Source organism: Rhodococcus sp. D-46, from assembly GCF_011290655.1.
Classification (GTDB): Bacteria; Actinomycetota; Actinomycetes; order Mycobacteriales; family Mycobacteriaceae; genus Rhodococcus_F; species Rhodococcus_F qingshengii.
This window is the reverse complement of record NZ_JAANTF010000001.1, coordinates 284,213-309,171: the sequence shown is the minus strand read 5'-3', so window position 1 is coordinate 309,171 and position 24,959 is coordinate 284,213. Positions and strand designations below refer to the sequence as shown.

Below are 24,959 nucleotides of genomic sequence, written 5' to 3'. Positions count from 1 at the left end.
CCTCCTCGATTCGGACCGACCCGAAAACTGTGAGTCAGTTCACTATGAGGTAGACAGTACTACTGATTTTGTACAATTGATAGACAAATTACAATCTTTGTACATTTACTCGATTTCGCCGCGTTCACGCTTCCCGATCATCGAATGCTGCCTGCTGTAGGCGAAATAGATGACAACGCCGAGGGCCATCCAGACCACGAACCTCATCCAGGTCTCCACCGACAGGTTGAACATCAGCCACAGACACGCGAGGACGGCCAGAATCGGGACCAGCGGGACCAGCGGCACCCTGAATCCGCGAGGTAGGTCGGGACGCGTCCGACGGAGCACGAGAACCCCGATCGAGACGAGAACAAAAGCGAACAGTGTGCCGATGTTGACCATTTCCTCGAGGGTGCCGATCGGAAAAACGCCGGCGAGCACCGCGACCACGACGCCGACCAAGATCGTGATCCGCACAGGGGTTCCGTGCTTGCCGGTCGGTGCCAGGCGTCGTGGCATCAGACCGTCGCGTGCCATCGCGAAGAGCACCCTGGTCTGCCCGAGCATCAACACCATCACCACTGTCGTGAGACCGGCCAACGCACCGAACGAGATGACGTTTTTCGCCCACGTGATGTCGTGGAAGGCGAATGCCGTTGCCAGGTTGGAGGTATCGCCCTCGAGCTCGGTGTATTTCACCATCCCGGTCAGCACCAGTGTCACCGCCACGTACAGAACCGTGACGATCAAGAGCGAACCCAGGATGCCGCGTGGCAGCGCCTTCTGCGGCTCCTTCGCCTCCTCCGCCGTCGTGGCGACGACGTCGAAGCCGATGAACGCGAAGAACACCAGACTGGCTGCCGCGAGCAATCCGTACCACCCGAAGGTGCTGCCACCGGCCCCGGTCACGTACGAGAACAACGACTGGTGGATGCCCTCTCCCGTCGAGCCCGGCTCCGACGGCGGAATGTACGGCGAGTAGTTGTCGGTGTCGATGTAGAAGAGGCCGACGACGATCACCAGCAACACCACCGCGACCTTGATCGCCGTGATCACCAGCGACACCCTCGACGAGAGTTTTGTGCCGGTCGCGAGCAGGATCGTGATGACAGCGATCACCAGCACCGCACCCCAGTCGAACGAGATCGGCCCCAATTCGACGATCGGGCTGCGTGAGCCCATCACTTCGCCGAGGTACAGCGACCAGCCCTTGGCGACCACCGAAGACGCCAAGGCGAATTCGAGGATGAGATCCCAGCCGATGATCCAGGCGACGAATTCGCCGAATGTCGCGTACGAGAACGTGTACGCGCTACCGGCAACCGGGACCGTCGACGCGAATTCGGCGTAACACAGCGCTGCCAGTCCGCAGGCGATGGCGGCAATGACGAACGCGAGCGAGACCGACGGCCCGGCGACATTTCCCGCCGTCCGAGCCGTGAGTGTGAAGATGCCCGCACCGATGACGACTGCGACACCGAACACCGTGAGATCCCACGAGTTCAGTTCTTTCCGGAGTTTGGTTTCCGGCTCGTCAGTGTCCTTGATGGACTGCTCGATCGATTTGGTTCGAAACAGCTTCGACCGTCCAGATCCGGCCTGCTCGTCCTTGACAGCCATTGCCGCCTCCTTGCTGGGGACCAGCAGGTCCCACCATGGGCAAGTAGAGAGATGGCATCAGCCTAAGCCCGCAGGCGCAGCTTTGTTCAGGGTTTGTCGGGAGCCTGTAGATCTGTTTCAGGGCGATCTCCTGCGCTGAGACGATCCAGGTCCGGCTCGAGGTAGATCACCCGCGCCGCAGGCACTGCAGCGCGCACGCGAGACTCGGCCTCGTCGATCGCCGTCGCCACGTCCGAGATCGTCGATCCGATCGGCACCGCAACCTTGGCAGCAACAAGGATCTCCTCGGGACCGAGGTACTGCGTCTTGCAATGAATGACGCGTTCGATACGAGTTCCGTCGACCAGGGCGTTGAGGATCAGTTCGGTCTCCACCGCCGTTGCGCCCTCACCGATCAGCAGCGACTGCATTTCGATGATCAGAATGATCGCGATGATGCCGAGCAGGACACCGATGCACAGAGTTCCGATGCCGTCGAAGACCGGATTTCCGGTCACCATCGTGAGGCCGACGCCGCCGAGTGCAAGGACGAGACCGATCAATGCGCCGGTGTCCTCGAGCAGCACAACCGGGAGTTCCGGGCTACGAGAGGTTCGGATGAAGTTCCACCACGACGCATTTCCCTTGAGCGGTCGTGATTCCTTCGCTGCGGTCCGGAAGCTGTAGCCCTCCAGACAAATCGCTATGACAAGAATCGCGATTGCCACGAAAGCCGAATTGAGTTCTTCCGGATGTTGAATCTTGTGAATACCCTCGTAAATCGCGAACAGCGAACCGAGGGTGAAGAGCACCAGTGCAACGACGAACGAATAGAAGTATCGGTTGCGCCCGTAGCCGAACGGGTGCAGTTGATCCGCGTCACGTTCTGCCTTCTTCTGCCCCAGGAGCAGCAAACCCTGATTGGACGTGTCGGCCACCGAGTGCACCGATTCGGCGAGCATCGACGACGATCCGGTGATCAAGAATCCGGCGAACTTGGCTACGGCAATTCCGGCATTGGCTCCGAGGGCCGCCAGAATTGCCTTCTTGCCACCATGAGCCGACACAATGTCTCCTAGTTTCCGACTACGGCACTGAAAACCTGCGCAGTCGGGGTCCGTGTGCTCAGGTGTATCGCGGGCTCGTCGGCAGCGATCCACGCCGCTCGGCCTCGATCGAGGTCGAGAGTGTCGGCGCCGCACGTCGCAGTGACCGCGCCGTCGGTGCAGATCAGAATCCGCGGGCCTGAAGCGTCGACGACGATGTCCGTGGAATTCGCGTCGAACTCCAGACGCGTCAAACGAAATTCGGGCGCCGGCGTGACGTACTCGTATCTACCTGATCCTGACTGACCTGATCCAGATGACGGGGCCGGATCGAGCACTTCGATATCGGCCCCGACGAAGTCCAGAACCCTCAGCAATTCGGGCACGTCGACGTGCTTCGGTGTCAGCCCACCGCGCAGCACGTTGTCGGAGTTGGCCATGATCTCGACCGCGAGTCCATGGAGATACGCGTGGAGATTGCCGGCAGCGAGAAACAGTCCTTGGCCGGGCTCGAGGGTGACGCGGTTGAGCAGCAGTGCCGCCAGAACACCGGCGTCGCCGGGGTACGCCTCGCTCAATTCCAGCGCGGTGCGGATCTCGGTCACGAATTCGGCGTCGTGGTGCGCGACGTAGGTGATGCACCCGGCAAGTACGGCAGGGAGCAAGGTCCCGAGCACCGTGGACGGCAGCGTGATCCACGTCGTGAACAACGCCCGCAGTCCGTCGGAATCGGGTTGCCCTTCGAGCAGACCGATGTACGGCTCCAACTCGTCGACGGCCAGAGCGCGCAGCAGTTTGACAGTCCGCGTCGGCTCGCGGAATCCGGCAAGCGCTTCGAATCTGCTCAGCGCGACAACGAGTTCGGGCTTGTGGCTGCCGTCCTTGTAGTTGCGAATCGGCGATTCCATGGGAACGCCGAGTGCGTTCTCACGACGAAAACCCTCGTCGGCTTGAACGGCGCTGGGATGCGCTTGAAGCGACAGCGGTTCTTCCGCCGCAAGCAGCTTGAGCAGGAATGGGAGTCGCTCACCGAATGTCTCGAGGTTCTCGCGGCCGAGTTCGCGTTCGGGTTCGCGGTGCAGAACCTCGAGCAACGACTCGCTTCCGGATTCGGTGATCACGCGCGCCGGGTCACCCGGGTGCGCGCCCAACCACAATTCCGCTTCGGGATGATTCGACGGAGTCGAAAGACCGCGTAGTTCGGCAATTGCCGTTCGCGAGCCCCACGCGTAAGAACGAAGTGCACCTTCGAGTTCACGCACTTACTTCGCACCGCCCGTCAACTGCACGTACGCCGCGGCCATGTCTACTCGAGACGCCAACACGAATACCTGCTCCATCTCCGATATGACCACGTTGGTCTGGTCTTCGTCTGCCGCAACCACCAGGTCGGCGTCAGCCAGTGCGTCCATCCGGCGCCTCGCCTCCCCGCGCGTGGATTCGGTCGCGAAGACGAACGCCCGCACCGGCGGGGTCGGCAGCGCGCCGTCGAGTTGCGGATCGTGAAAGAAGGGGTCGTGGAACACCGAATCACGTGAAGCTGCGTCCGGCGCGAACAGTGCCCGCGCCGAACGAATCACCTCGGACATCTCGGCGGCAGCGGCGTTCAGGCCGGAGCTCATCAGCGCAACGCTCGCGAACTCTGCGAGTGCTGTTGTCACGGAACCACTTCCACACAGAACGACTCGCCGGCCGCTCATCCTGGTGGCCAACGACTTGGCCGGGTTGTGGAATACCTCGTTGGCCGGTCCGTCCCGCAGCGCCTCCGCATCAACTGCGTCGGCGATTCGACCGAGCACCGCCGAACGGTCCTCGATCGATCCCTTGCCCTCGATTTCGGCGGCAACCGCGAGGAAGACGGCGAGGAACCGCGTCATAGTGTGCCGGGGCGAGGCGTAGAGCCGCGGTGGCAAGGGCATGGTGCGCCCGGCCGCCACGGCTCGCATGGGCCCCTCGTCGGGAACGGCGACAACAACCTCGGCGCCGCGGCGTACGGCACTGTCAACGGATTCGACGAGGCGTGGATCACCGGCATCGTCACCGGCGACGACGATCACGTCCAACGGCCCGGCCCACGACGGCGTCCGGTCGAGAACGAGGAGCGGGCAACCGACCGAATCTCCGACGAGAGCAAGCGCGATCCTGGCTCCGTGCCGGGCGCCACCCGCGCCGGCGATGAGTACGACGCTGCGCGGACGCAGACCGGCCAATCGGGAGATCACACCCTCACCGACGGCCGACGCGGTGGCCCGAATCTGTGCGCCGCCCATGGCTACAGACCGCAGTAGCCCTTCCGAATCGGCAGCTGACAAACCCTCGCTGTCGTCGAGGTCGAGAAGCGGCATCGGCGCTGTCATCTCACCGCACCCCCTTCTCCGTTAGCAGTTCCCGCACCATCCAGCATTCCAGCTCCACGCGGTCCGTGGTGGCAAAGCCCTCGTTCCCGAGGCCGTCGTTCCTGAGATGGTCCCCCAACTATCCCAGGGCTTCGGCTCACCGACAAACCGATCAGACTCGGATTCAAGCCCGGACGATCGCCAGAATTTCGTTCACCAATGCGTCGACATCGGCGGACGTGGGTGCTTCGACGTTGAGTCGCAGCAGTGGTTCGGTGTTGGACGCGCGCAAGTTGAACCAGGCATTTCCCTCGAGGCTGACCGTGACACCGTCGAGGCGATCCACCGACTCGGTGCGGTCGGCAAATGCCGCCAGTACAGCGGCCGTACGATCTGCCGCGTCAGCCACGGTGGAGTTGATCTCGCCCGAGGCCGCGTAGCGGGTGTACTCCGCCATCAACTCGGAGAGCGGACGATCCTGCTCGCCCAGTGCGGCGAGTACGTGCAGCGCCGCGAGCATGCCGGAGTCGGCGCCCCAGAAGTCGCGGAAGTAGTAGTGAGCGGAGTGCTCGCCGCCGAACACCGCACCGGTCTCGGCCATCTCCTGCTTGATGAACGAGTGGCCGACTCGGGTACGAATAGCGACGCCGCCGAGTTCTTCGACCAGTTCGGGCACTGCCCGTGACGTGATCAGGTTGTGGATGATCGACGCGCCCGGTTCCTTCGCGAGTTCGCGCTTGGCGACAAGTGCCGTCACCGCGGACGGCGAGACCGGGTCGCCCTTCTCGTCTACGACGAAGCAACGGTCCGCGTCACCGTCGAACGCCAAGCCGATGTCCGCTCCGGTTTCGCGCACGTAGGCCTGCAGGTCGACGAGGTTGGCCGGATCGAGCGGATTGGCTTCGTGGTTGGGGAACGTGCCGTCGAGCTCGAAGTAGAGCGGCAGGACGTCGAGGGGCATCGGCCCGAATACGGCCGGCGCGGTATGGCCGCCCATACCGTTGCCTGCATCGACTGCGACCTTCAGCGGGCGCAACGCAGCCAGGTCGACCAATCCGCGGAGGTAGCTCGCGTATTCCTCGAGGACGTCCTTGGTGCTGGCGGTGCCTGCCGGTCCGTCGTACGCGGGAACACCCGAGACGACCTCGGCGGAGATGACTGCGAGGCCGGTGTCCTGACCGACCGGCTTGGCGCCGGCCCGACACATCTTGATGCCGTTGTACTTGGCGGGATTGTGGCTCGCCGTGAACATCGCGCCCGGGCAGTTCAGCAAACCGGATGCAAAGTAGAGCTCGTCGGTCGACGCCAATCCGATGTAGACGACGTCGAGCCCTTGAGCAAGCACGCCGTCACCGAAAGCCGAAGACAGTGTGGGCGACGATGCGCGCATGTCGTAGCCGATCACAACCGTCGTGGCGGCGCCGGCCTCGTCGCGGACCAGGCGGGCGAACGACGCACCGACGTCGCGGACAAAATCTTCGTCGATCTGCTCACCGACCACACCGCGTACGTCGTACGCCTTGATGATTGCAGCAACCGACTCGGCTGTTCGCCCCACTGAAAACTCTCCTTGTGCATGCACCCTCACAGACGGGAACGTCCGGGCGCATGGCGTCCGGAGATTCGCAGTACTCGGGTGTGGAAGTACTCGGTCGAGCCTAGCGTCTACGGCGACGAATCTCGCGTCAGTTGGACGGGTCGGGCAGAACGCGTAGGTGTCCACGACGCCCTGTACGGGCAGTACTCGGAGCTGCGGGACGTATGTCCTCATCTGCATCGACGTTGGACTTGCTGCGATCTCCGAGACCGGCCTCACGTACAGCTTCAGCCAAAGCGGTCAGATCGTCTTCGTCGGGAGTACTCGACGCGAATCCGCCTTCGTGGCGGACGAGTTCCCACCCCTTGGGGGCGGTGATTCGAGAGCCGTGAGTGTCACACAAATCCCATGAATGGGGCTCGGCGACGGTTGCCAGCGGCCCGACAACCGCAGTGGAGTCCGAGTAGACATACGTAAGCGTCGCGACGGCGGGGTTCTTGCACCCGGGGCGGCAGCAGCGACGCAGAGATCTCACAGGTACGGAGCCTAGCCCTCCCCACGTCCGGAACCTACTCGGACACACCGAGCAGTTTCTCCTGTCGTAATCTGGCGCCATGCCACAAGCCCGCCGCCGACGCTCGGTCACTACTCGTTCCATCGAGCGACACGGCCGTGGCCTGCGCGGACCGCTACTTCCCCCGGAGGTGCCCGCCAGGCGTACCCGCGCGGAGAAGTTCGATCTCCTGGTGCTCGACGCCTTCTCTCCCGTCGACCTCGCATGGCACGACCGGCTGACGAAACTCGACATCGCAGTGGACGAAGTTCCGAAGATTCACGCGCACGATCCGGAGTCCGTCACATGGCCGCCGGAGGTCATCGCAGACGGCCCGGTTCCACTGTCACGACTGATTCCGGCCGGAATCGACCGTCACGGAAATACGACTCGCGCAAGAATTGTGCTGTTTCGCCGCCCATTGGAGCAGCGAGCGAAGGATCCGGAAGAACTCACGGATCTGGTGCACGACGTGTTGGTCCATCAAGTCGGGACGTATCTGGGCGTCGACCCACAGGTCATCGACCCCACACTGCCCGACGAGGACTGATACTGCCCGACGAGGACTGATACTGCCCGACGAGGACTGACGCACTGTCAGACGAAAAAACTGATGTCACACGAAGAAGTAAATCCACACGAAGAACAAAACAGTCGTTGCTTGACCTGCAATTCCCCGTTGCAGGTCAGACTTTCGAAGACCGCCCGTCAGCCCCGACGCTGACAGAACCGATTCAGCAGCAGATCAGATGATCCCCCGCTTGAGTCGCCGACGCTCGCGCTCGGACAACCCTCCCCAGATTCCGAACCGTTCGTCGTTCGCGAGCGCGTACTCGAGGCACTCGTCACGAACTTCACAACCGAGGCAGATCCGTTTTGCTTCCCTCGTCGATCCTCCCTTTTCAGGAAAGAACGCTTCGGGATCGGTCTGCGCGCAGAGAGCACGCTCCTGCCACTGATCCTCGATGGTGTCGAACAATTCTTCGAAGCCGGTGACGAGACTCAGCACTGGCCGAGTACTCATACCGTCGAACTCACTGCTGCAGGCACCTTCTGCTGCGCCTGCTCGGGAATCGGTCTGCGGTTCGTCGCTTACTGTCATTGCGAGAGAACTGATCTCGACATTTTCATTGGGCATCGTTCCGCCTCCTCACCTGTAATAGCGCAGAATTTTCACTCCATCTTCAACCCCACCCCGTCGACCGTTCGAAACTGTGTTCGAAACCGGCCCCGCTGCAAGTGAACTCACAAGTAGCGGTTGGAATGACACATTTGAGATTACACACGTCCAGCGTGTCGCGGTCAAGCTAAACGAGATGAATCCATTAGTATTCCGGCCCTCAATTGACGGGACCTTCTGCCCGCCAGACACGACGACGCGCCGACCGCCTAGGCTCTGTTGTCGTGAACGTGACTGTATTGGTTGGCGGCGTCGGCGGGGCCCGTTTCCTTCAAGGTGTTCAAAACGCGCTCGGAATCGCCGGTGGTGAATCCCTCGAGAAATACGAAGGCCCACATCGCATCACGGCCGTCGTCAACGTCGGGGACGACGTGTGGATGCACGGTCTGCGCATCTGCCCCGATCTGGACACTTGTATGTACACACTCGGCGGCGGCATCGACACCGAACGCGGGTGGGGGCACGCCGGCGAAACCTGGAATGCGAAAGAAGAACTCGCCGCGTACGGCGCGAAGCCGGACTGGTTCGGCCTCGGAGATCGCGATATCGCAACGCATTTGATTCGCAGCCAGATGCTCCGCACGGGATATCCGTTGTCCGCGATCACCGAAGCGTTGTGCAATCGCTGGAATCCCGGTGTCGCACTGCTTCCCGTGAGCGACGACCGCAGCGAAACACACGTCGTGATCACCGATCCGGAAGACGGTGAGCAGAAGGCGATTCATTTCCAGGAGTGGTGGGTACGCCATCGGGCACAGGTGGAAACGCACAGCTTCGCTCACGTCGGCGCCGAGCAGGCCAAGCCTGCGCCAGGGGTAGTCGAGGCGATCGACGGTGCCGACATCGTGCTGATCGCACCGTCCAATCCCGTCGTGAGCGTCGGCGCGATCCTCGCGGTGCCCGGCATTCGCGGTGCCCTGCGAACAACCGCGGCCAAGGTTGTCGGCCTCTCCCCCGTCATCGGCGGAAAACCGTTGCGCGGCATGGCTGACGAGTGCCTCGAGGTGATCGGGGTCGAGACGACTTCGGAGGCGATCGGTCGCCACTACGGAGCTCGTTCGATCAACGGTATTCTCGACGGCTGGCTCGTCGACGAAGGTGACACGGCCGACATCGACGGGGTGGACGTGCGAAGCATCCCACTTTTGATGACGTCCCCCGAAGAGACCGCCAAAATGGTTCGCACGGCTTTCGAGATCGCCGGAGTCGAACTGTGACCGAGCCCGGAACCGAAGCAAGCCGCGACAGAAATCACTCTCCCGGTGATCACTCCCCCGGCGCCGCAATCGAAGTCATTCCCGTGCTCGGGCTTCCCGAGTTCCGGCCCGGAGACGACTTGGCCACAGCTGTCGTCGACGCGACGCCGTGGCTCGAAAGCGGCGACGTCGTTGTCGTCACGAGCAAGGTGTTCTCCAAAGTCGAGGGTCGCGTCGTTTCCTCACCGACCGATCCGGAAGAGCGCGACGCGGCACGACGCCTCCTGGTGGATCAGGAAGCCGTCCGCGTCGTGGCACGCAAGGGCCGCACTCTGATCACCGAGAACAAACTCGGAATCGTGCAGGCCGCATCGGGCATCGACGGCTCCAACGTCGACGGTGCCGAATTGGCGCTACTCCCCGTGGATCCGGATGCGAGCGCTGCGGGTCTGCGCGCCCGAATTCTCGAGAGCACGGGCAAGTCCGTCGCCGTCGTCGTCACCGACACGATGGGTCGTGCGTGGCGCAACGGGCAGACCGACGCCGCAATCGGTTCGTCCGGCATTCCGGTCCTGCACGGCTACCTCGGAGCACAGGACAGTCAGGGCAACGATCTGATCGTCACCGAGATCGCGATCGCGGACGAAATCGCCGCTGCGGGCGACTTGGTCAAGGGCAAGCTGGGCGGCGTTCCCGTCGCCGTCGTTCGTGGGCTTCGGTTCGAGGACGACGGTTCGAGTGGCCAGGATCTGATTCGCCGCGGCCCGGACGATCTGTTCTGGCTGGGCACCGAGGAAGCTACGGCGATGGGCCGTGGCCAGGCGCTGCTGTTGCGTCGATCGGTTCGACAGTTCGCAAGTGATCCCGTCGACGCGGAGATCATTCGCAGCTCGATCGCCGAGGCACTCACCGCTCCCGCACCGCACCACACGAGACCGGTTCGATTCGTGTGGCTACGCACGGAGTCGGTCCGCACGGCTCTTCTCGAGCAGATGCGCGAGAAGTGGGCCGCCGATCTTCGCGCCGACGGTCGCAGTGACGAATCCGTCGAGGCCCGGGTTGCCCGCGGAAACATCCTGTTCGACGCCCCCGAGGTCGTCATTCCCTTCTGCGTGCCCGATGGCGCACACAGTTATCCGGATGCCGGACGAACCGCGGCGGAGTCGACGATGTTCACGGTCGCCGCCGGCGCGGCAGTGCAGGGACTGCTGGTCTCGTTGGCCACCCGCGGCGTGGGAAGCTGCTGGATCGGATCGACGATCTTCGCCGCCGATCTCGTACGCGAACAACTCGATCTCCCGGCGGATTGGCAGCCACTCGGTGCCATCGCAATCGGGCACCCCCTCGAACCACTGACTCCGCGCTCTGTCTCCGCCCCCGGGGACGCGTTGGTGGAGCTGTAGGTCCATGTCAGCCGAATCGCTGCACGCCTCCGCCAAGGGCGTCCTGGAGGGCTGGGAGACGTCCTCCGAAGCGGACGAATCATTGCGGCACACGATGCTCGCGTTCCTCGATTCGGCTCCGGACGGCTGCCTTCGTCGCCACGCACCGGGACACATCACCGCGTCGTCTCTCGTTCTCGACGAGAGTGGCTGCCACGTCTTGCTGACCCTGCATCCCAAGGTGGGCAGGTGGATTCAGCTCGGCGGCCACTGCGAGCCCGACGACGAGACGGTGGTAGATGCGGCATTGCGGGAAGCTCGCGAGGAGTCCGGAATTCACGACGTTCGGATAGACGCGGACCTACTCTCCGCCCACACGCATCCGATCACGTGCTCACTCGGAGTACCGACTCGCCATCTCGATCTACGGTTTCTTGTTGTGGCGCCGGACAATTCACATATCGTCCGCAGCGCAGAGTCCACCGACCTCAGATGGTGGCCGGTGGACGCGCTCCCACCTACAGCGGAACGCGAGACCATCGACCACCTGGTCGCGCTCGCCCGTCAGCGCAAGAATCAGGACTGAATCGGAGAAAGCTGGGGCTGCTTGGCGCTCACGCCGTCGCCCGAAGATGTTCCCTTCACGCGCCGAGCTACCCACGGCACCAAGAACTCTCGCGCCCATTGACGATCCTCGCGACGAGTTTCGGCTTTCGTGAGAACCGGCGCAGGCCCGAGATCGGGCGGGGTCAATCCGTGTTCGACGCCGAGCACGTCGAGCACACGCGTCGCCATGTTCTCGTGCCCGGAGGGCGACATGTGGAGGCGATCCCAGTCCCACATCCGAAGGTCCTGATATTCGGAGAATCGCCAGAAGTCGACGAGGGTCGCGTCGTGGCGGTCGGCCACCTCGCGAACAAGCTCGTTGTAGATCGCCAGACGTCCGCGGAGCTTGCCGAAGAAGGCGGACCATCCGGTGTCGTACGCGGTGAACATCAGAACCCGAGCGCCGGATGCAGTGAGCTGACCGATTGCCGAATCGTAGCGGGCGACCATCGCATCGATGTCGAGCTTCGGACGCATCATGTCGTTTCCGCCGGCGTAGATGGTCACCAGATCGGGCTTCAACGCCAGAGCGGGTTCCAACTGCTCGTCGATGATCGGTCCGAGTAGGCGACCACGAATCGCCAGGTTGGCGTAGCGGAAGTCGGGATTGTTCACCGCCAGCTGCTCGGCCACTCGGTCTGCCCACCCGCGCAGACCGTTGGGGAATCGTTCGTCGGCGTCGCCGACGCCCTCGGTGAACGAGTCACCGAGGGCAACGTAACGGCTCGGAAGAGAAGTCATACCCGCCAGTATTCCAGTAGGTCAGCTAACGATCACACATCTGTGCTGAAGCGCACGCCACCGTCCGGCAGCGTCACCCCCGGCCACACGCGTGCGCCGCGCAACAATTCGCACCGCGCACCGATGTCCGCGCCGTCGCCGATGACAGCGTCGCGGACCAGCGCTCGGGGTCCGATACGGACGCCGAATCCGAGGATCGATCGTTCGACCACCGCGCCGGCTTCCACAACGGCGCCGTCGAAGAGAATTGCACCGTCGAGGCGAGCGCCTGCGCCGACTTCTGCGCCCCGACCGACAACCGTGCCGCCGATCAGGACAGCGCCCGGCGCGATTCCGGCTCCGGGGTGAACCAGCGACTCGCCGCGCGGACCTTCGAGAGCCGGCGAAGGTGCGATACCTCGCACCAGGTCGGCGGAACCGCGAACGAAGTCCTCGGGGGTTCCCATGTCACGCCAGTACGACGAGTCGACGTGGCCGAACACCCGCTTGCCCTCGGCCAGCAGATTCGGGAACACCTCGCGCTCGACCGACACCGGTCGTCCTTCGGGGATCTGTTCGATGATTTCGCGCTTGAAGACGTAGCAGCCGGCGTTGATCTGATCCGTCGGCGGATCCTGGGTCTTCTCCAGGAATGCCGAGACTCGTCCGTCCTCGTCGGTCGGAACACAACCGAATGCTCGCGGGTCTCCCACACGAACCAGATGCAGGGTCACGTCGGCGTCCGTCTTCTCGTGGGTCTCGAGAATGCCGTTCAGATCGGTGCCACCGAGCACGTCGCCGTTGAACACCATGACGTTGTCACCGCGCAACTTCGGCAGAACGTTGCGGATTCCGCCACCGGTGCCCAGCGGTTCGGTCTCGAAGACGTAGTCGATCTCGAGGCCCATCTTGGAGCCGTCGCCGAAGTAGTCCTCGAATACCTCTGCCTTGAAGGACGTTCCGAGCACGACGTGCTTGATTCCGGCTGCCTCGATGCGGGCGAGCAGGTGCGTCAGGAACGGCAGGCCGGCGGTCGGAAGCATCGGCTTGGGTGCCGACAGCGTCAGCGGACGCAGCCGAGTGCCTTTGCCGCCTACCAGGATTACGGCGTCGGTCGGATTCGGATCGGACATCATTTTCCCCCGTGGTTCGAAACTGATGGGTTGTCGGTCGAGTTGTCGGTGCGAGCGCGCTCGCGAACTGCAGAAGCTACGGCGATCTTGGATCGCACCGCGAGGCCACCGCGCAAGGCAAGTCGTAGCGGAGCCTGCCACCAGTGCGGATGGCGATCAGCCTGGAACTGGTACGCACTGCGATGATGGGCAGGCAACATCAGTTCCGGATGACGTCCTGCCGCATGGCCTTTGGCATGGGTGACGACGGCCGAGGGGACGAATACGTTGAGCCACCCGGCTTTTCCGAGGCGGTCACCGAAGTCCACGTCCTCCATGTACATGAAGTAACGAGAGTCGAAACCTGAGATGGTGTCGAAGGCGTCGCGTCGCACCAGCAGGCACGACCCGGAAAGCCACCCCACTGCACGCTCGGTGACGGCCTCGTTCTCCTGACGGTAACGAGCAGTCCACGGGTTCTTCGGCCATACGGTACCGAGCAACGCGTGCCCGACGCCCGAGGTGATGTCGGGCACCGTTCGCGCCGACGGATAGACACTGCCGTCCGGTTCGAGGACCTTCGGCCCCAGTGCACCGGCCCTTGGCCACCGATTTGCCGCAGCCACCAATTCGTCGAGTGAACCGGGTGCCCATTGGACGTCCGGGTTGGAAATCACGACGAATTCGATCGACGAATCGATCTCCGCTACAGCCCGATTTATCGCTCCCCCGTACCCGATGTTTCCGCCGGTTCGAAGCAGACGGACATGCTCGTACTTGGCATCGGCGGCCTCGGGGGCACCATCGGTCGACCCATTGTCGGCCATGATGACCTGGGGTTTTTCTGTCGTCGCCACAGCGAGCGTGCTCAAGAAATTCTCGAGATGCTCGCCTGGCGAGTAGGTCACCGTTACCACGGCCAGCTTGGGACTCACGCCGGTCAGCCTAGCCGTCCGCGGCCACTGTCCCGAACAATGCTCACGCCAGAGCGGCGTGCAGAGCCTCTCGCCACGGACGCAGCGGCGTCATTCCCGCGGTAACCCACGCGTGCTCGGACAAGACCGAATATGCCGGGCGCGGGGCAGGGCGTACGAACTCCGCACTACTGCACGGGCGCACCCGAGCAGGGTCTGCTCCGATCTCCTCGAAAACAGCTCGCGCCAACTCGTACCAACTTGCTTGCCCGCCGTTCGTCACGTGGAATGTCGACGCACCCGTGAAGTCCAGCAGCGCGAGTTCGACGATGCCGCCGGCCAGATCGACGCTGTACGTGGGTGACCCGATCTGGTCGTCCACGACGTTCACGAATTCGCGTTCGGCTTCGAGCCTTCTCATCGTGGCGACAAAATCCGTGCCGACACCGGAATACACCCACGCGGTGCGGACAACGGCCGCGTCAGCCCCCGACTCTCGAACAGCGATCTCGCCGTCCAGTTTGGTTCGGCCGTAGACCGTCGCGGGACCGGTCGGTGCATCGACGTCGTATGGCGAGCTTGCATCGCCCGGAAAGACGTAGTCCGTCGAAACGTGGATCAACCGCGAAGCCGCCCGCGCACAGGCTTGCGCGAGATTCCGCGGTCCGATCTCGTTGACCGCCCTCGCCGCCTCCTGGTCGGTCTCGGCAGCATCGACGGCCGTGTACGCAGCGCAGTTGATCAGCACCGAATCAGGCGAGACGAAGTCGTCAACCGCGCGGCTGTCGGTGATGTCGAGCTCGCGGGAACCGACGGCCGTCACAGTGTGACCCGCCGACGTTGCGAGAGCATCGATACGTGTTCCGAGCTGCCCTCGGGCGCCGGTGAGCAGGATATTCGTCACACGGTTGAGTCTGGCACGCCGCGTCGAGGTACCCGCGGCCGAGCATCGGACCAGTAACCTGAAGGGGTGTCCCACCAGCAACCGCAGCGCCGCGCGCGTCCACGACCTGCGCCGATTCGGACCAAGACGAGCCCGGCTCGCATAGCGGTCGCGGTGCTGTCCGTGCTCGTACTGCTGGTCACCGGGTTCGCATGGCGGGGTGTGGACTCGTTGAGAAACAGCCTTGCCACTGCCAGCGGACTCGGCCTCGGTGGCGGCAAGGACGGCGCCATCGACATTCTGATGGTGGGAACGGACAGTCGAACGGACGCGCACGGCAACCCGCTCTCACAAAGCGAGCTCGACTCGTTGCGCGCAGGTGAGGAAGTTGCGTCCAATACCGACACCATCATCTTGATCCGCGTCCCCAACGACGGGAGTTCCGCGACCGCGATCTCGATTCCCCGCGACGCGTACGTCAACGTCCCGGGTATCGGTATGTCGAAGATCAACGCCGCGTTCGGTGCCACCAAGGAAACCGAACGGCTGAAGTTGGTCAACAACGGGTCGTCCGACAGCGACGCAGACAAGAAGTCGACGGAAGCCGGCCGGACCGCGCTCATCGGAGCGGTGGCGAATCTGACCGGCATCACCGTCGATCACTACGCCGAAGTCGGACTACTCGGATTCGTCCTGCTGACCAACGCAGTGGGCGGAGTCGACGTGTGCCTCAACGCGCCGGTAGACGAACCGATGTCCGGAGCCAATTTCGCGGCCGGGAAACAGACACTCGACGGTGCCGACGCGCTGAGCTTCGTGCGACAACGACACGATCTTCCTCGCGGCGACCTGGACCGGATCGTTCGCCAGCAGGTGTTCATGGCTTCTCTCGTCAGCAAGGTACTCAGCGCAAAAACCCTCAGTGACCCCGGCAAGCTCAGCCAGCTGACCTCGGCTGTCCAGCGTTCCGTCGTGATCGACGACGACTGGGACATCATCGAATTCGCCAAGCAGTTGCAGAATCTGGCCGGCGGCAAGGTGCAATTCGAGACCATTCCCGTTCTCGACATCAACGGCATGACCGATTACGGCGAGTCCATCGTCAAGGTCGATCCCAAGGCCGTCAAGAAGTACATCGCCGGATTGGTCGGCGCCGACAGCGAGGACTCGGAGGAGACCTCCGAAGCACCGACCACGGTGAATGCGTCCTCGATCACGGTCGACGTCGCAAACGCCAGTGACGTCGCAGGGTTGGCCAGCGGTGTTTCCGAAGCGTTGAGTGCCCTCGGGTACAAGCAGGGTCAGGTCGGCAACAACACCGGCTCCGACGTCACCGAATCGACGGTGTTCGCAAAGTCCGCGGACGACGACGCAGCACTCGCGGTGGCCGAGGCACTCGGCGGTCTGACGGTCAAGGAGGATTCGTCATTGTCCTCGGGCAAGGTTCGGGTTGTCATTGCCGAGGACTACAGCGGCCCGCAGTCCGCGGACGCGGTATCCCCGTCCGAAGGAGCGACAAGCACGACTGAATCGTCGAGCACCACCGAGACCAGCCCCACTCCCGCCCCTCCCGGTCCGCCGATCGACGCGGCCTCCAACGGCCCGCGCTGTGTCAACTGAACCGCTGCGTAAGCTGATTAGGTGCCTTCGCCTGTAGACAACCTGACCGACGCCCTCCTCGGACCGATCCTGGCTGCCGACCCGGCCGGCCCTCGCGTGACCTACTACGACGACGCCACCGGCGAGCGCATCGAATTGTCTGCGAGCACTCTGGCCAACTGGGCGGCAAAGACAGCGAATATGGTCCGCGACGAGTTCGCTCTCGAGCCCGGCGGCAAAGTTGCCGTGCTGCTTCCCGCGCACTGGCAGAGCGTCGCCGTCTTGCTGGGTGTGTGGTGGGCAGGCGGTGAGGTGGTCCTCTCCCCCGACGCCGACGCCGAACTGGCTTTTGTCACTGCCGACCGACTGGACGATGTTGCGGACGTACCGGAGGTATCCGCACTCTCACTCGACGCGTTCGGCAAAGGTTTGAGCGATCTTCCGCTCGGCGTCGCCGACTACGCAACCTCCATCCGTGTGCACGGCGACCAGTTCCGTAGCGCCGGAGCCGGTTCGGCGCTCGAAGGCCGGTCCGTAGCGGACACGATCGACGCGGCACGGGCATCGGCGAAGAACGTCGAATTGGTGTCGACGGATCGTGTCCTCTCCAGTCGCACGTGGGACACGGCAGACGAATTGATCGACGGGCTTCTGGCAGTTCTCGCCGCGGGCGCCTCACTCGTGCAGGTGGCCCACCCGGACGCGGAAGCTACCGCGCGCCGAGTGGGCACCGAGAAGGTCACGAAACAGTTCTGAACGCTAGCTCGCGAGAGCTGTCACCGGTGACACCAGCCCCGCCCGCCTAGCGGGAAGCAGTGACGCGATCACACCGCAGATTCCGCCGATCAACACGATGGCTACCAACTGCACCCACGGCACTGCGCTGAGGGCGACGTCCTCGATCCCGAATACCGATGCGGTACCGGCTACACCGAACACCATCCCGAACAGCACTCCGATCACCGATGCGACTCCTGCCACGAGCAGCGCTTCCCAGATCAACATGGCTCGAATTCCCTTCTTGGTCAGTCCGAGTGCGCGAAGCAGTCCGGATTCGCGGCGCCGTTCGAGAACGGACAGTGCCATGGTGTTTCCGACGCCGATCAAAGCAATCAACACCGCTACCGACAGCAATCCGGCAACCACCATGAGCATGGTGTCGAGGATCGAATCGAGAGCTGAACGCATCTCGGTCATGCCCTGAACATCGCTGCCCGGCGCTTCCTGGCGTGCCAGTTCCGTGATGCGGTCGGTGGCGGCCAAAGCCTGTTCGTCAGTATCCGTCCCCAGCCTTACCCAGTACGAATCGGTGGTCGGCGCGGTGGCCGCTGCACCGAGATCGCCTCGATCCAGTAGTGCTGGTTGACCTTTCACGCCCTCGACCACGCTGACGTTCACGACGCCGCGATCCCCACGCACCGTCGCCGTATCGCCCGCCGAAAGCTTGTATTCGGTCAGGTCAGCGGGCGAGAGCACCAACTGACCGGCCGCGGGTACCGAGATCTCGGTACGCAGAACATCTTTCACCCGCGCAGCGTCGACGCCGAATCCGGCCAACGAACCGCGCCCGTCGATCGTCAGTTCGGCCTTGTCCAGACCGCTCACCGCGCCGACACCGTTGACCGCGGCGATGTCTGTGCCCAACCCTGCGGGAAGCGGTGCCGAACCGGAACCGCTCACCATGACGTCGACGGGGAATTGACTGTCCATCGCCGCGGGTGCGGCTTCCTTGACCGTCGCGATTCCCACGACGAGCGTGCTCGTCAAGGCCACACCGATCAACAATGCGGTGGCCGTCGCCGACGTGCGGCGTGGGTTCCGACCGGCGTTGCCTGCTGCCAGGCTTCCCACCGGACCAATCAGTCTCGCCAACACTCCGCCGGCCGCATTGATCAGTGCAGGCACGATTCGACCGGACAGTGCCGCGATCCCCAGGAACGAGAACAGTCCACCGGCGGTTGCCGCCGGCACCTGCTGATTCGTCACTCCCAGGACGGTCATCGCGATGCCCGCGAGCAGGGTCACGACGCCGAGAACCCGGCGCACCACCGATACCTGAACGCTCTCAGGCTTGGACTCCATCGGCTGCAGTGCCGCCAGCGGGGAGAGCCTCGTTGCCGCCCGCCCGGGCGCAGATGCAGCGAGCATCGTCATCACGATGCCGACGGCAAGACCGACGAGCACGGTCACCGGGGTGACGCTCAGTGACGAAAGAGGAACCGGCACATCTGCGGCCGTTGCTACCCGACCGATCGCCCACGCAAGTCCGACACCGAGTCCGACGCCGATCACCGAGGCGATCACGCCGACCGCCGCGGCTTCACTGCGAATGCTCCGGCGAACCTGTTTGGCCGTGGCGCCGACGCATCGCAGCAACGCGAGTTCCTGAGTGCGCGCCGCGAGCAGCACGGCAAATGTATTGGCGATCACCAGCGCGGCAACAACAACGGCGATGGCGCCGAAGGCGAGCAACACCGTGCTGAGGATCTTGGTGCCGCCCATGTATTCGGCTGCGGCGTTGTCTGTGGCTTCGTCGCCGGTCAGCACGGTGGAGTCCGCGGGCAACGCGCTCGAGATCGAATCCACGAGTTCTTGCTGAGAGCGTGAACCGTCACCGGCGACACGGAACTCACGTTCGGCACTGTCACCGGCCCACGCGCTCACCTGCTCGGCGGTGGTGAATATCTTGATCCCGCCCAGTCGTTGCGCCGAACCGGAGAGGTCGACCAGTCCGACTACCTCCGCGGTGGGTGCGGCGGCACCGACCGTCGAATCCCGTGCCGTGACTGTGATTCGGGCACCGATCGGTATCCCGGAGTCCGCGCTCACCAACACCTGCCCCAGACCGGCCGGAATCGATCCCTCCGACACCTTCTCCCAACGCAATTCGGGATTGTCGGCAATCGAGAGCGCATCCCCGTAGGACGCACCCTTTGCCTCGGAGTCGACACGAACATACGTCGACACGTCGTCGGCCACCGCCGAGACGCCCGGAACCGCGCTCAGCTGTGCTTCTGTCACGCCTGGACCGGACGCGACGACATCTGTGGTTTCGTATTGCGTCGCAAGTGATTTGTTCACACTCGCGTCGACCGTCGAGCTCAAGGTCAAAGTCGCGACGATGTATCCGACGGCGATCACCACCGCGAGTATCGACGCCACATAGCGCCCGGCATGTGCCCGCGCCTGCGCAAAAGCCAGACCTCTCATCGCAGTGCACCCGAAACTGCAGGAACATCGGCCAGGTCGTCGGCACCGAGAGCTCGCATGGCACCGATCACCGAGTCGACGGTGGGATGGTCGATCTCTCCGGCAATACGCCCGTCCGCGATCAACACGACTCGATCCGCGTACGACGCCGCCACCGGATCGTGCGTCACCATGACGACGGTCTGACCGGTCTCCCGGACACTGGTCCGCAAGAGTCCCAGAACCTCTGTCCCGGAACGGGAATCCAGGTTGCCGGTGGGCTCGTCGGCAAAGATCACGTCGGGCTGGGGCAGTAGTGCGCGGGCGACGGCTACACGTTGCTGCTGACCGCCCGACAATTCGTGCGGCAGGTGATCGAGACGCTGCGACAGGCCCAGCTTGCCGATCACCTCGTCCATCCACTCGGGCGAGGGTTCACTACCTGCCAGCTTCATCGGCAGCACCATGTTCTCCCGAGCAGTGAGCACCGGTAGCAGGTTGAACGCTTGGAAGACGAATCCGATTCGCTCGCGTCGCAGTTCGGTGAGCTCCGTGTCGCCGAGTTTCGTGACTTCGGTGTCGCCCAGGAAAACCTGCCCACCCGAGACCGTGTCGAGTCCGGCCAGGCAGTGCATGAGCGTCGACTTTCCGGAGCCGGACGGGCCCATGATCGCGGTGAACCGCTCGCGACCGAAGTCCACGTCGACTCCGCCGAGCGCGTGAACCGTGGTCTCACCGGTGCCGTACACCTTGGTGACACCGCGGGCAGTGATCGCCGGCACTGCGGCTGGTTCCGTCGTGGTGTGCGCATGCATTTTTTGCCCTCCGTAAAGCTTCTCGCTATGACGGAATCGACGTTATTGCAGCGCAAGTGGTCTCCGCGTCGGAGTGCGGGGCGATCTTGGACAGCCCGGTGTCATCCCGGGGTAGGACTGGACAGGGCGGCGTGTCAGCCCTCGGTGCCGAGGAGATCTGCGCGCCGGACGAGTCCGATCTGGAAGGCGAAGACGACTGCCTGTACACGATCACGAGAATGAGTCTTCGAAAGAACCCGTCCGACATGGGTTTTCACTGTCGTCTCGGAGACGTGGAATTTCGCAGCGATCTCCGAATTCGACAGCCCGTACGCCATGGCTTCGAGCACCTCGACCTCGCGCGGCGTCAACTCTTCGGGCAACTGCGCTTCGGGCGCCGAGCCTTCCAGGAGTGGCCCGACGTGCTGAAGCAGTCGCCGAGTGGCCCGGGCTTCGATCACCGCGTCCCCGCGGTGCACGGTGCGGATGGCGTCGAGCAACTGCTCCGGTGGCACGTCCTTGAGCAGGAAACCACTGGCGCCCGCCCGGATAGCCGACATCACGTACTCGTCGTTGTCGAAGGTGGTGAGCACCACGACCTTCGGCGCATCGGGGTCGGCCAGGAGCCGACGAGTCGCCTCGATGCCGTCCATCTTCGGCATCTGGACATCCATCAGAACGACGTCGACATGACGGGCGGCCAACTCGGTCAACGCCTGCTGACCGTCCGAAGCCTCGACAACCACCGACAGATCCGGCTGTGAGTCGATGACCATTCGAAAACCTGCGCGGACCAGCTGCTGATCGTCGATCAGTGCCACTGCGATCGGAGCCACGTGTTCGTCCATGCCACTCACCTTAAGACCTTCGGACGTTTCTAGACCTACCCAGACGTTCGTTCGTACGGCAAGACGGCCCGGACGCTGTATCCGCCGCCTGATTTCGGTCCGGCGGTCACTTTGCCTCCGTGCAGCTTGGCTCGCTCGGCCATTCCGATCAGTCCCTGTCCGCCTGGTGACGATTCGACCAGCGCGGCGCTGCCGCCTCGTCCGTCGTCGGTGATACCGAGAACGAGTTCGGTTTCAGCCCACGTCATCTCGACGCTCGCCTGTGCTCCAGGCCCCGCATGTTTGAGAACGTTCGTCAGCGATTCCTGCACGATGCGATACGCCGTCAACCCCGCACCCGCAGAGAGTTCGCGTGGTTCCCCGGTCACGCTGACGGCGATGTCGAGTCCGCTGCTGCGTAACTCGTGGAAGAGACTGTCGATGTCGCCGGCGCCCGGGATCACCGAGAAATCACGGGGCGTGTCCTCACGCAGGACGGACAGCAGCGATCGCATGTCGGTCAACGCCTGGCGGCCGGTGGAGGCAATTGTTTCGAGTGCCTGAATTGCAGCCTGAGGATCCTTGGCCGCGCTGTAGCGTCCGCCGTCGGCCTGAGCGATGACAACGGTCAACGAATGAGCAACGATGTCGTGCATCTCGCGCGCAATCCTCGAGCGTTCGCTGATCGTCGCGATTTCCGCTTCCTGCGCACGCTCGAGTTCGAGCAACCGTGCGCGCTCGGTCAGGCCTTCCAATTGTTTGGTGCGGACTCGACGCAGGTCACCGAACGCCCAGACCGCGAGCATGAAGATCATGACGGCCACGGACTGCATGACCTGGGAGGACACCGGGATTCCGTCGTAGCCGAAGTATCGAACAGTTCCGGCAATCGAGCCGAGCAACGCGAGCACCAGCCCGGTGAGTGAACTCCACCGAGCGCCGTAAGCGGCCAGCGCGTACAGGGAGATGGGTACGACAACGGCCGATGCGAGCAGTGTGTTGCCGATGAAGATCACGTGTAGAACTGCGAACCCTGCGATCACCATGCCGGAGAGTTCGGGGCGCGAGCGTCGCCAAACCAACGGAACGGTCATACCCAGCGAGATGAACACCGCCAGCGGACTCGCCTCGACCGCAACGACAACGCTGAACAGTGCGGCAACCGTCGCAATGCAGATGTCCACACCGCGAGCATGTTCCGCGCTCCAGCGGACGAAGCGTTCACTAGTCGGAAAACGAGCCATGCCGCCAAGAGTAGCTTTTACTGACGAGCTTTCACTCAGGTGCGGTAACCGCCGTCTTCGAGACCGGCCTCGATTTCGAAGCGGTTGCGCGGCCCGCGATGACGCAGTTCCTCACGCAGGTACAACAACCCGAATATGATTCCGTACCTGGCCCATTGGTCTGCATGAACGGCCTCGTGACGAAGGACGGGTCGCGTCGTGTTTCGCCGCGTAAGATACACACCACCGAGAGTTGTTCCCCCTCTGGCGAACCCGCTGCGCAGCCCGGAAGCGACGAAGATCCCGGACTCGTCGTCGAAGCGGATGTCCGCGCCGAGAATCCCGGCGTAGAACAGGGCGACGCGGGTGACGAACGCGGACTGCGCGCTGCCCCGACTCGCTCGGATCAGCGGCAGCCCGCGTCGTGCACACACGAGAAGATCAGCCCAGCAGTTTTTCGCGGAGCGCCTTGTCCTTGTCGAGCACCATCGACTCGAGGCTCTCCTGGAACGCCACCATCCGCTGCTGCAGTGCGGGATCCGAAGCACCGAGAATCCGAGCAGCCAGCAGACCGGCGTTGCGAGCGCCGCCGATCGACACTGTCGCCACCGGGACGCCGGCCGGCATCTGGACGATCGAAAGCAGCGAATCCATACCGTCGAGGTACTTGAGCGGCACCGGAACACCGATGACGGGCAACGGCGTAGCCGAGGCAACCATGCCCGGAAGATGCGCGGCGCCACCGGCACCGGCGATGATGACCTTGATTCCGCGGCCGGAAGCTTCCTTGGCGTAGTCGAGCATCCGCTGAGGCGTGCGGTGCGCCGAGACGACACCGACCTCGAAGCGGATACCGAACTCGGCCAAAGCTTCGGCTGCAGCTTCCATGGTCGGCCAATCCGAATCGCTGCCCATGATCAGGCCGACCTGCGCGCTCTCACTCACCGTGTACATCCCATCCGTCGGTCCAAACTGCGTACGAAAGCCAATGTGCTGCGCGCTCGGCGCGTTCCCGAACTGCGGCAACGTAATTCGGATCGTCGATGGATCCGGCGACGCCCACGATGTTGACGTGTCCGATCTTGCGATCCTTGCGCTCACCCTTGCCGTACAGGTGGATCTTCGCGTCAGGCATCCGCGCGAACAGGTGATGGACGCGCTCGTCCATCGTCATCTCGGGAGCTTCCGGCGCACCGAGAACGTTGGCCATCACGGTGACCGGCGCGATCGGCGACGTATCTCCGAGCGGGTAGTCGAGAACCGCGCGCAGGTGCTGCTCGAACTGAGAGGTGCGGGCGCCGTCCATCGTCCAGTGACCGGAGTTGTGCGGGCGCATCGCCAACTCGTTGACCACGAGAGTGCCGTCGGTCGTCTCGAACAGTTCGACGGCCATGGAGCCGACCACACCGAGCTCCGACGCGATGCGCAGCGCCAACTGTTCAGCTTCCTCGGCAACGGCACTCGAAAGCTCGGGGGCAGGTGCGATCACGACGGCACACTGGCCGTTGCGCTGAACCGTTTCCACGACCGGCCAAGTAGCGCCCTGTCCGAACGGCGACCGCGCCACCATGGCGGACAGCTCCCGACGCATCGAGACCATTTCCTCGACGATCAGCGGAACACCCTTGTTCAGCTGCTCGGTGACGATGGCTTCTGCTTCGTCCTGATCGTCGGTGATCCAGACGCCGCGGCCGTCGTAGCCTCCGCGTGTTGCCTTGATGACGAGCGGCCAACCGTGTTCGGAGCCGAAACGCACGACGTCTTCCGCCCACGTCACTTCGGCGTACGCGGGTACGGGTGCGCCCAGTTCGGCAAGTTTGCGACGCATGAGCAGTTTGTCCTGAGCGAAGATCAGAGCCTGCGGCGGCGGCTGAACGTTCACGCCTTCGGCAACAAGAACCTCGAGGTGCTCGGTCGGCACGTGCTCGTGGTCGAAGGTCAGTGCATTGGAACCGACCGCTGCACGGCGGAGAGCATCGAGGTCGGTGTGGCTGCCGAGCACGACGTCGGGGCTGACCTGAGCTGCCGGCTCGTCCGAAGTCCCGGAGAGCACTCGGAGCGTCTGGCCCAGGGCCACCGCCGCCTGGTGAGTCATCCTGGCCAACTGTCCGCCACCGATCATGGTGACGACGGGCATGGATGCTTTTGCCGGTCGAGGGGTGGTCGGGCGGGCGGGGATCTGCGCGGGATCGTTTTTGCCGGTCACGGCTCTCTATGTTGTCATGTGCCGCGTTCGCCCGTTCATTCAGCGTTCCCAATCTGTGATTCTGCTGATGAATCC

General features: G+C 63.6%; 24 protein-coding genes. 6 read left to right on the top strand and 18 right to left on the bottom strand.

Going from position 1 to position 24,959, the window contains the following annotated elements:
- Positions 1-105: 105 nt before the first annotated feature.
- The 6 genes from G9U53_RS01510 to G9U53_RS01485 all read right to left on the bottom strand — a co-directional run bounded on the left by G9U53_RS01510 (position 106) and on the right by G9U53_RS01485 (position 7,035).
- The gene (locus G9U53_RS01510; RefSeq protein ID WP_007731185.1) at positions 106-1,602 is read right to left on the bottom strand and encodes an amino acid permease; all 1,497 of its coding nucleotides are present in this window, start codon (positions 1,600-1,602) and stop codon (positions 106-108) included.
- 86 nt (positions 1,603-1,688) lie between these two features.
- Positions 1,689-2,648: a cation diffusion facilitator family transporter gene (locus G9U53_RS01505; protein WP_042450115.1), complete on the bottom strand. Its 960-nt coding sequence runs from the start codon at positions 2,646-2,648 to the stop codon at positions 1,689-1,691.
- Between the two features lie 8 nt (positions 2,649-2,656).
- On the bottom strand, positions 2,657-3,889 hold the full coding sequence (gene manA, locus G9U53_RS01500; protein ID WP_007731182.1) for a mannose-6-phosphate isomerase, class I: 1,233 nt from the start codon (positions 3,887-3,889) through the stop codon (positions 2,657-2,659).
- Positions 3,890-4,984 carry a tobH protein gene (locus G9U53_RS01495; RefSeq protein ID WP_165638248.1) on the bottom strand — a complete coding sequence of 365 codons (1,095 nt, stop codon included), beginning with the start codon at positions 4,982-4,984 and terminating at the stop codon, positions 3,890-3,892.
- Positions 4,985-5,147: 163 nt separating this feature from the next.
- A complete protein-coding gene (locus G9U53_RS01490; protein WP_003941022.1) occupies positions 5,148-6,521 on the bottom strand; it encodes a phosphomannomutase/phosphoglucomutase in 1,374 nt (457 codons plus the stop codon).
- A 127-nt stretch (positions 6,522-6,648) separates the two neighbouring features.
- Positions 6,649-7,035, bottom strand: coding sequence for a DUF3499 domain-containing protein (locus G9U53_RS01485; protein WP_007731177.1), 387 nt, complete (start codon positions 7,033-7,035; stop codon positions 6,649-6,651).
- Positions 7,036-7,114: 79 nt separating this feature from the next.
- Here G9U53_RS01485 and G9U53_RS01480 point away from each other — a divergent pair, with 79 nt between their 5' ends.
- Positions 7,115-7,603, top strand: a complete 489-nt coding sequence (locus G9U53_RS01480) for a metallopeptidase family protein (RefSeq protein ID WP_003940797.1) — start codon at positions 7,115-7,117, stop codon at positions 7,601-7,603.
- Positions 7,604-7,798: 195 nt separating this feature from the next.
- Here G9U53_RS01480 and G9U53_RS01475 read toward each other — a convergent pair whose 3' ends face one another.
- A complete protein-coding gene (locus G9U53_RS01475; protein WP_020907098.1) occupies positions 7,799-8,077 on the bottom strand; it encodes a WhiB family transcriptional regulator in 279 nt (92 codons plus the stop codon).
- A gap of 380 nt (positions 8,078-8,457) precedes the next feature.
- On the opposite strand from G9U53_RS01475, the gene cofD reads away from it, so the two are divergent.
- The 3 genes from cofD to G9U53_RS01460 are packed head-to-tail and all read left to right on the top strand — an operon-like array spanning position 8,458 to position 11,397.
- Entirely contained in the window at positions 8,458-9,450 is a 993-nt protein-coding gene (cofD, locus tag G9U53_RS01470; protein WP_003940958.1) for a 2-phospho-L-lactate transferase, read from the top strand.
- Positions 9,447-10,832, top strand: coding sequence for a coenzyme F420-0:L-glutamate ligase (locus tag G9U53_RS01465; RefSeq protein ID WP_042450117.1), 1,386 nt, complete (start codon positions 9,447-9,449; stop codon positions 10,830-10,832). The genes cofD and G9U53_RS01465 overlap by 4 nt, the downstream gene beginning before the upstream one ends.
- Positions 10,833-10,836: 4 nt before the next feature.
- The gene (locus G9U53_RS01460; RefSeq protein WP_003940680.1) at positions 10,837-11,397 is read left to right on the top strand and encodes an NUDIX domain-containing protein; all 561 of its coding nucleotides are present in this window, start codon (positions 10,837-10,839) and stop codon (positions 11,395-11,397) included.
- On the opposite strand, the gene G9U53_RS01455 is transcribed toward G9U53_RS01460, so the two are convergent.
- Genes G9U53_RS01455 through rfbD form a run of 4 tightly spaced genes read right to left on the bottom strand, consistent with a single transcriptional unit; the run spans position 11,388 to position 15,067 of the window.
- Entirely contained in the window at positions 11,388-12,158 is a 771-nt protein-coding gene (locus tag G9U53_RS01455; RefSeq protein WP_003940765.1) for an SGNH/GDSL hydrolase family protein, read from the bottom strand. The genes G9U53_RS01460 and G9U53_RS01455 overlap by 10 nt on opposite strands.
- A gap of 32 nt (positions 12,159-12,190) precedes the next feature.
- The gene (locus G9U53_RS01450; protein WP_037125580.1) at positions 12,191-13,273 is read right to left on the bottom strand and encodes an NDP-sugar synthase; all 1,083 of its coding nucleotides are present in this window, start codon (positions 13,271-13,273) and stop codon (positions 12,191-12,193) included.
- A complete protein-coding gene (locus G9U53_RS01445) occupies positions 13,270-14,184 on the bottom strand; it encodes a glycosyltransferase family 2 protein (RefSeq protein ID WP_003940999.1) in 915 nt (304 codons plus the stop codon). The genes G9U53_RS01450 and G9U53_RS01445 overlap by 4 nt, the downstream gene beginning before the upstream one ends.
- Before the next feature lie 43 nt (positions 14,185-14,227).
- Entirely contained in the window at positions 14,228-15,067 is an 840-nt protein-coding gene (gene rfbD / locus G9U53_RS01440; protein WP_165638247.1) for a dTDP-4-dehydrorhamnose reductase, read from the bottom strand.
- Positions 15,068-15,181: 114 nt separating this feature from the next.
- Between rfbD and G9U53_RS01435 the strand changes: the two genes are divergently transcribed.
- Both G9U53_RS01435 and G9U53_RS01430 read left to right on the top strand, forming a co-directional pair.
- On the top strand, positions 15,182-16,666 hold the full coding sequence (locus G9U53_RS01435; protein WP_042922195.1) for an LCP family protein: 1,485 nt from the start codon (positions 15,182-15,184) through the stop codon (positions 16,664-16,666).
- Between the two features lie 21 nt (positions 16,667-16,687).
- On the top strand, positions 16,688-17,401 hold the full coding sequence (locus G9U53_RS01430) for a TIGR03089 family protein (RefSeq protein WP_058039084.1): 714 nt from the start codon (positions 16,688-16,690) through the stop codon (positions 17,399-17,401).
- A 3-nt stretch (positions 17,402-17,404) separates the two neighbouring features.
- Here G9U53_RS01430 and G9U53_RS01425 read toward each other — a convergent pair whose 3' ends face one another.
- From G9U53_RS01425 to G9U53_RS01395, 7 genes are all read right to left on the bottom strand, one after another.
- The gene (locus G9U53_RS01425) at positions 17,405-19,855 is read right to left on the bottom strand and encodes an FtsX family ABC transporter permease (RefSeq protein WP_165638246.1); all 2,451 of its coding nucleotides are present in this window, start codon (positions 19,853-19,855) and stop codon (positions 17,405-17,407) included.
- Positions 19,852-20,649: an ABC transporter ATP-binding protein gene (locus G9U53_RS01420; protein WP_165638245.1), complete on the bottom strand. Its 798-nt coding sequence runs from the start codon at positions 20,647-20,649 to the stop codon at positions 19,852-19,854. The genes G9U53_RS01425 and G9U53_RS01420 overlap by 4 nt, the downstream gene beginning before the upstream one ends.
- Before the next feature lie 134 nt (positions 20,650-20,783).
- A complete protein-coding gene (locus G9U53_RS01415; protein WP_003940960.1) occupies positions 20,784-21,476 on the bottom strand; it encodes a response regulator transcription factor in 693 nt (230 codons plus the stop codon).
- Positions 21,477-21,511: 35 nt separating this feature from the next.
- Positions 21,512-22,699, bottom strand: coding sequence for a sensor histidine kinase (locus tag G9U53_RS01410; RefSeq protein ID WP_165638244.1), 1,188 nt, complete (start codon positions 22,697-22,699; stop codon positions 21,512-21,514).
- A gap of 35 nt (positions 22,700-22,734) precedes the next feature.
- The gene (locus G9U53_RS01405; protein WP_165638243.1) at positions 22,735-23,112 is read right to left on the bottom strand and encodes a hypothetical protein; all 378 of its coding nucleotides are present in this window, start codon (positions 23,110-23,112) and stop codon (positions 22,735-22,737) included.
- 7 nt (positions 23,113-23,119) lie between these two features.
- Positions 23,120-23,632, bottom strand: coding sequence for a 5-(carboxyamino)imidazole ribonucleotide mutase (gene purE / locus G9U53_RS01400; protein WP_039973205.1), 513 nt, complete (start codon positions 23,630-23,632; stop codon positions 23,120-23,122).
- Positions 23,616-24,815, bottom strand: coding sequence for a 5-(carboxyamino)imidazole ribonucleotide synthase (locus G9U53_RS01395; RefSeq protein ID WP_207623930.1), 1,200 nt, complete (start codon positions 24,813-24,815; stop codon positions 23,616-23,618). The genes purE and G9U53_RS01395 overlap by 17 nt, the downstream gene beginning before the upstream one ends.
- Positions 24,816-24,959 lie beyond the last annotated feature (144 nt).

Excerpts from the sequence above, each read along its gene's own strand:
- G9U53_RS01410 (WP_165638244.1), bottom strand. The coding sequence starts at position 22,699 with ATGGCTCGTTTTCCGACTAGTGAACGCTTCGTCCGCTGGAGCGCGGAA.
- G9U53_RS01395 (WP_207623930.1), bottom strand. The coding sequence starts at position 24,815 with ATGCCCGTCGTCACCATGATCGGTGGCGGACAGTTGGCCAGGATGACT.
- G9U53_RS01495 (WP_165638248.1), bottom strand. The coding sequence starts at position 4,984 with ATGACAGCGCCGATGCCGCTTCTCGACCTCGACGACAGCGAGGGTTTG.
- G9U53_RS01455 (WP_003940765.1), bottom strand. The coding sequence starts at position 12,158 with ATGACTTCTCTTCCGAGCCGTTACGTTGCCCTCGGTGACTCGTTCACC.
- G9U53_RS01450 (WP_037125580.1), bottom strand. The coding sequence starts at position 13,273 with ATGATGTCCGATCCGAATCCGACCGACGCCGTAATCCTGGTAGGCGGC.
- G9U53_RS01510 (WP_007731185.1), bottom strand. The coding sequence starts at position 1,602 with ATGGCTGTCAAGGACGAGCAGGCCGGATCTGGACGGTCGAAGCTGTTT.
- G9U53_RS01415 (WP_003940960.1), bottom strand. The coding sequence starts at position 21,476 with ATGGACGAACACGTGGCTCCGATCGCAGTGGCACTGATCGACGATCAG.
- G9U53_RS01460 (WP_003940680.1), top strand. The coding sequence starts at position 10,837 with ATGTCAGCCGAATCGCTGCACGCCTCCGCCAAGGGCGTCCTGGAGGGC.
- purE (WP_039973205.1), bottom strand. The coding sequence starts at position 23,632 with ATGTACACGGTGAGTGAGAGCGCGCAGGTCGGCCTGATCATGGGCAGC.
- G9U53_RS01420 (WP_165638245.1), bottom strand. The coding sequence starts at position 20,649 with ATGCATGCGCACACCACGACGGAACCAGCCGCAGTGCCGGCGATCACT.
- G9U53_RS01475 (WP_020907098.1), bottom strand. The coding sequence starts at position 8,077 with ATGAGTACTCGGCCAGTGCTGAGTCTCGTCACCGGCTTCGAAGAATTG.
- G9U53_RS01425 (WP_165638246.1), bottom strand. The coding sequence starts at position 19,855 with ATGAGAGGTCTGGCTTTTGCGCAGGCGCGGGCACATGCCGGGCGCTAT.
- G9U53_RS01480 (WP_003940797.1), top strand. The coding sequence starts at position 7,115 with ATGCCACAAGCCCGCCGCCGACGCTCGGTCACTACTCGTTCCATCGAG.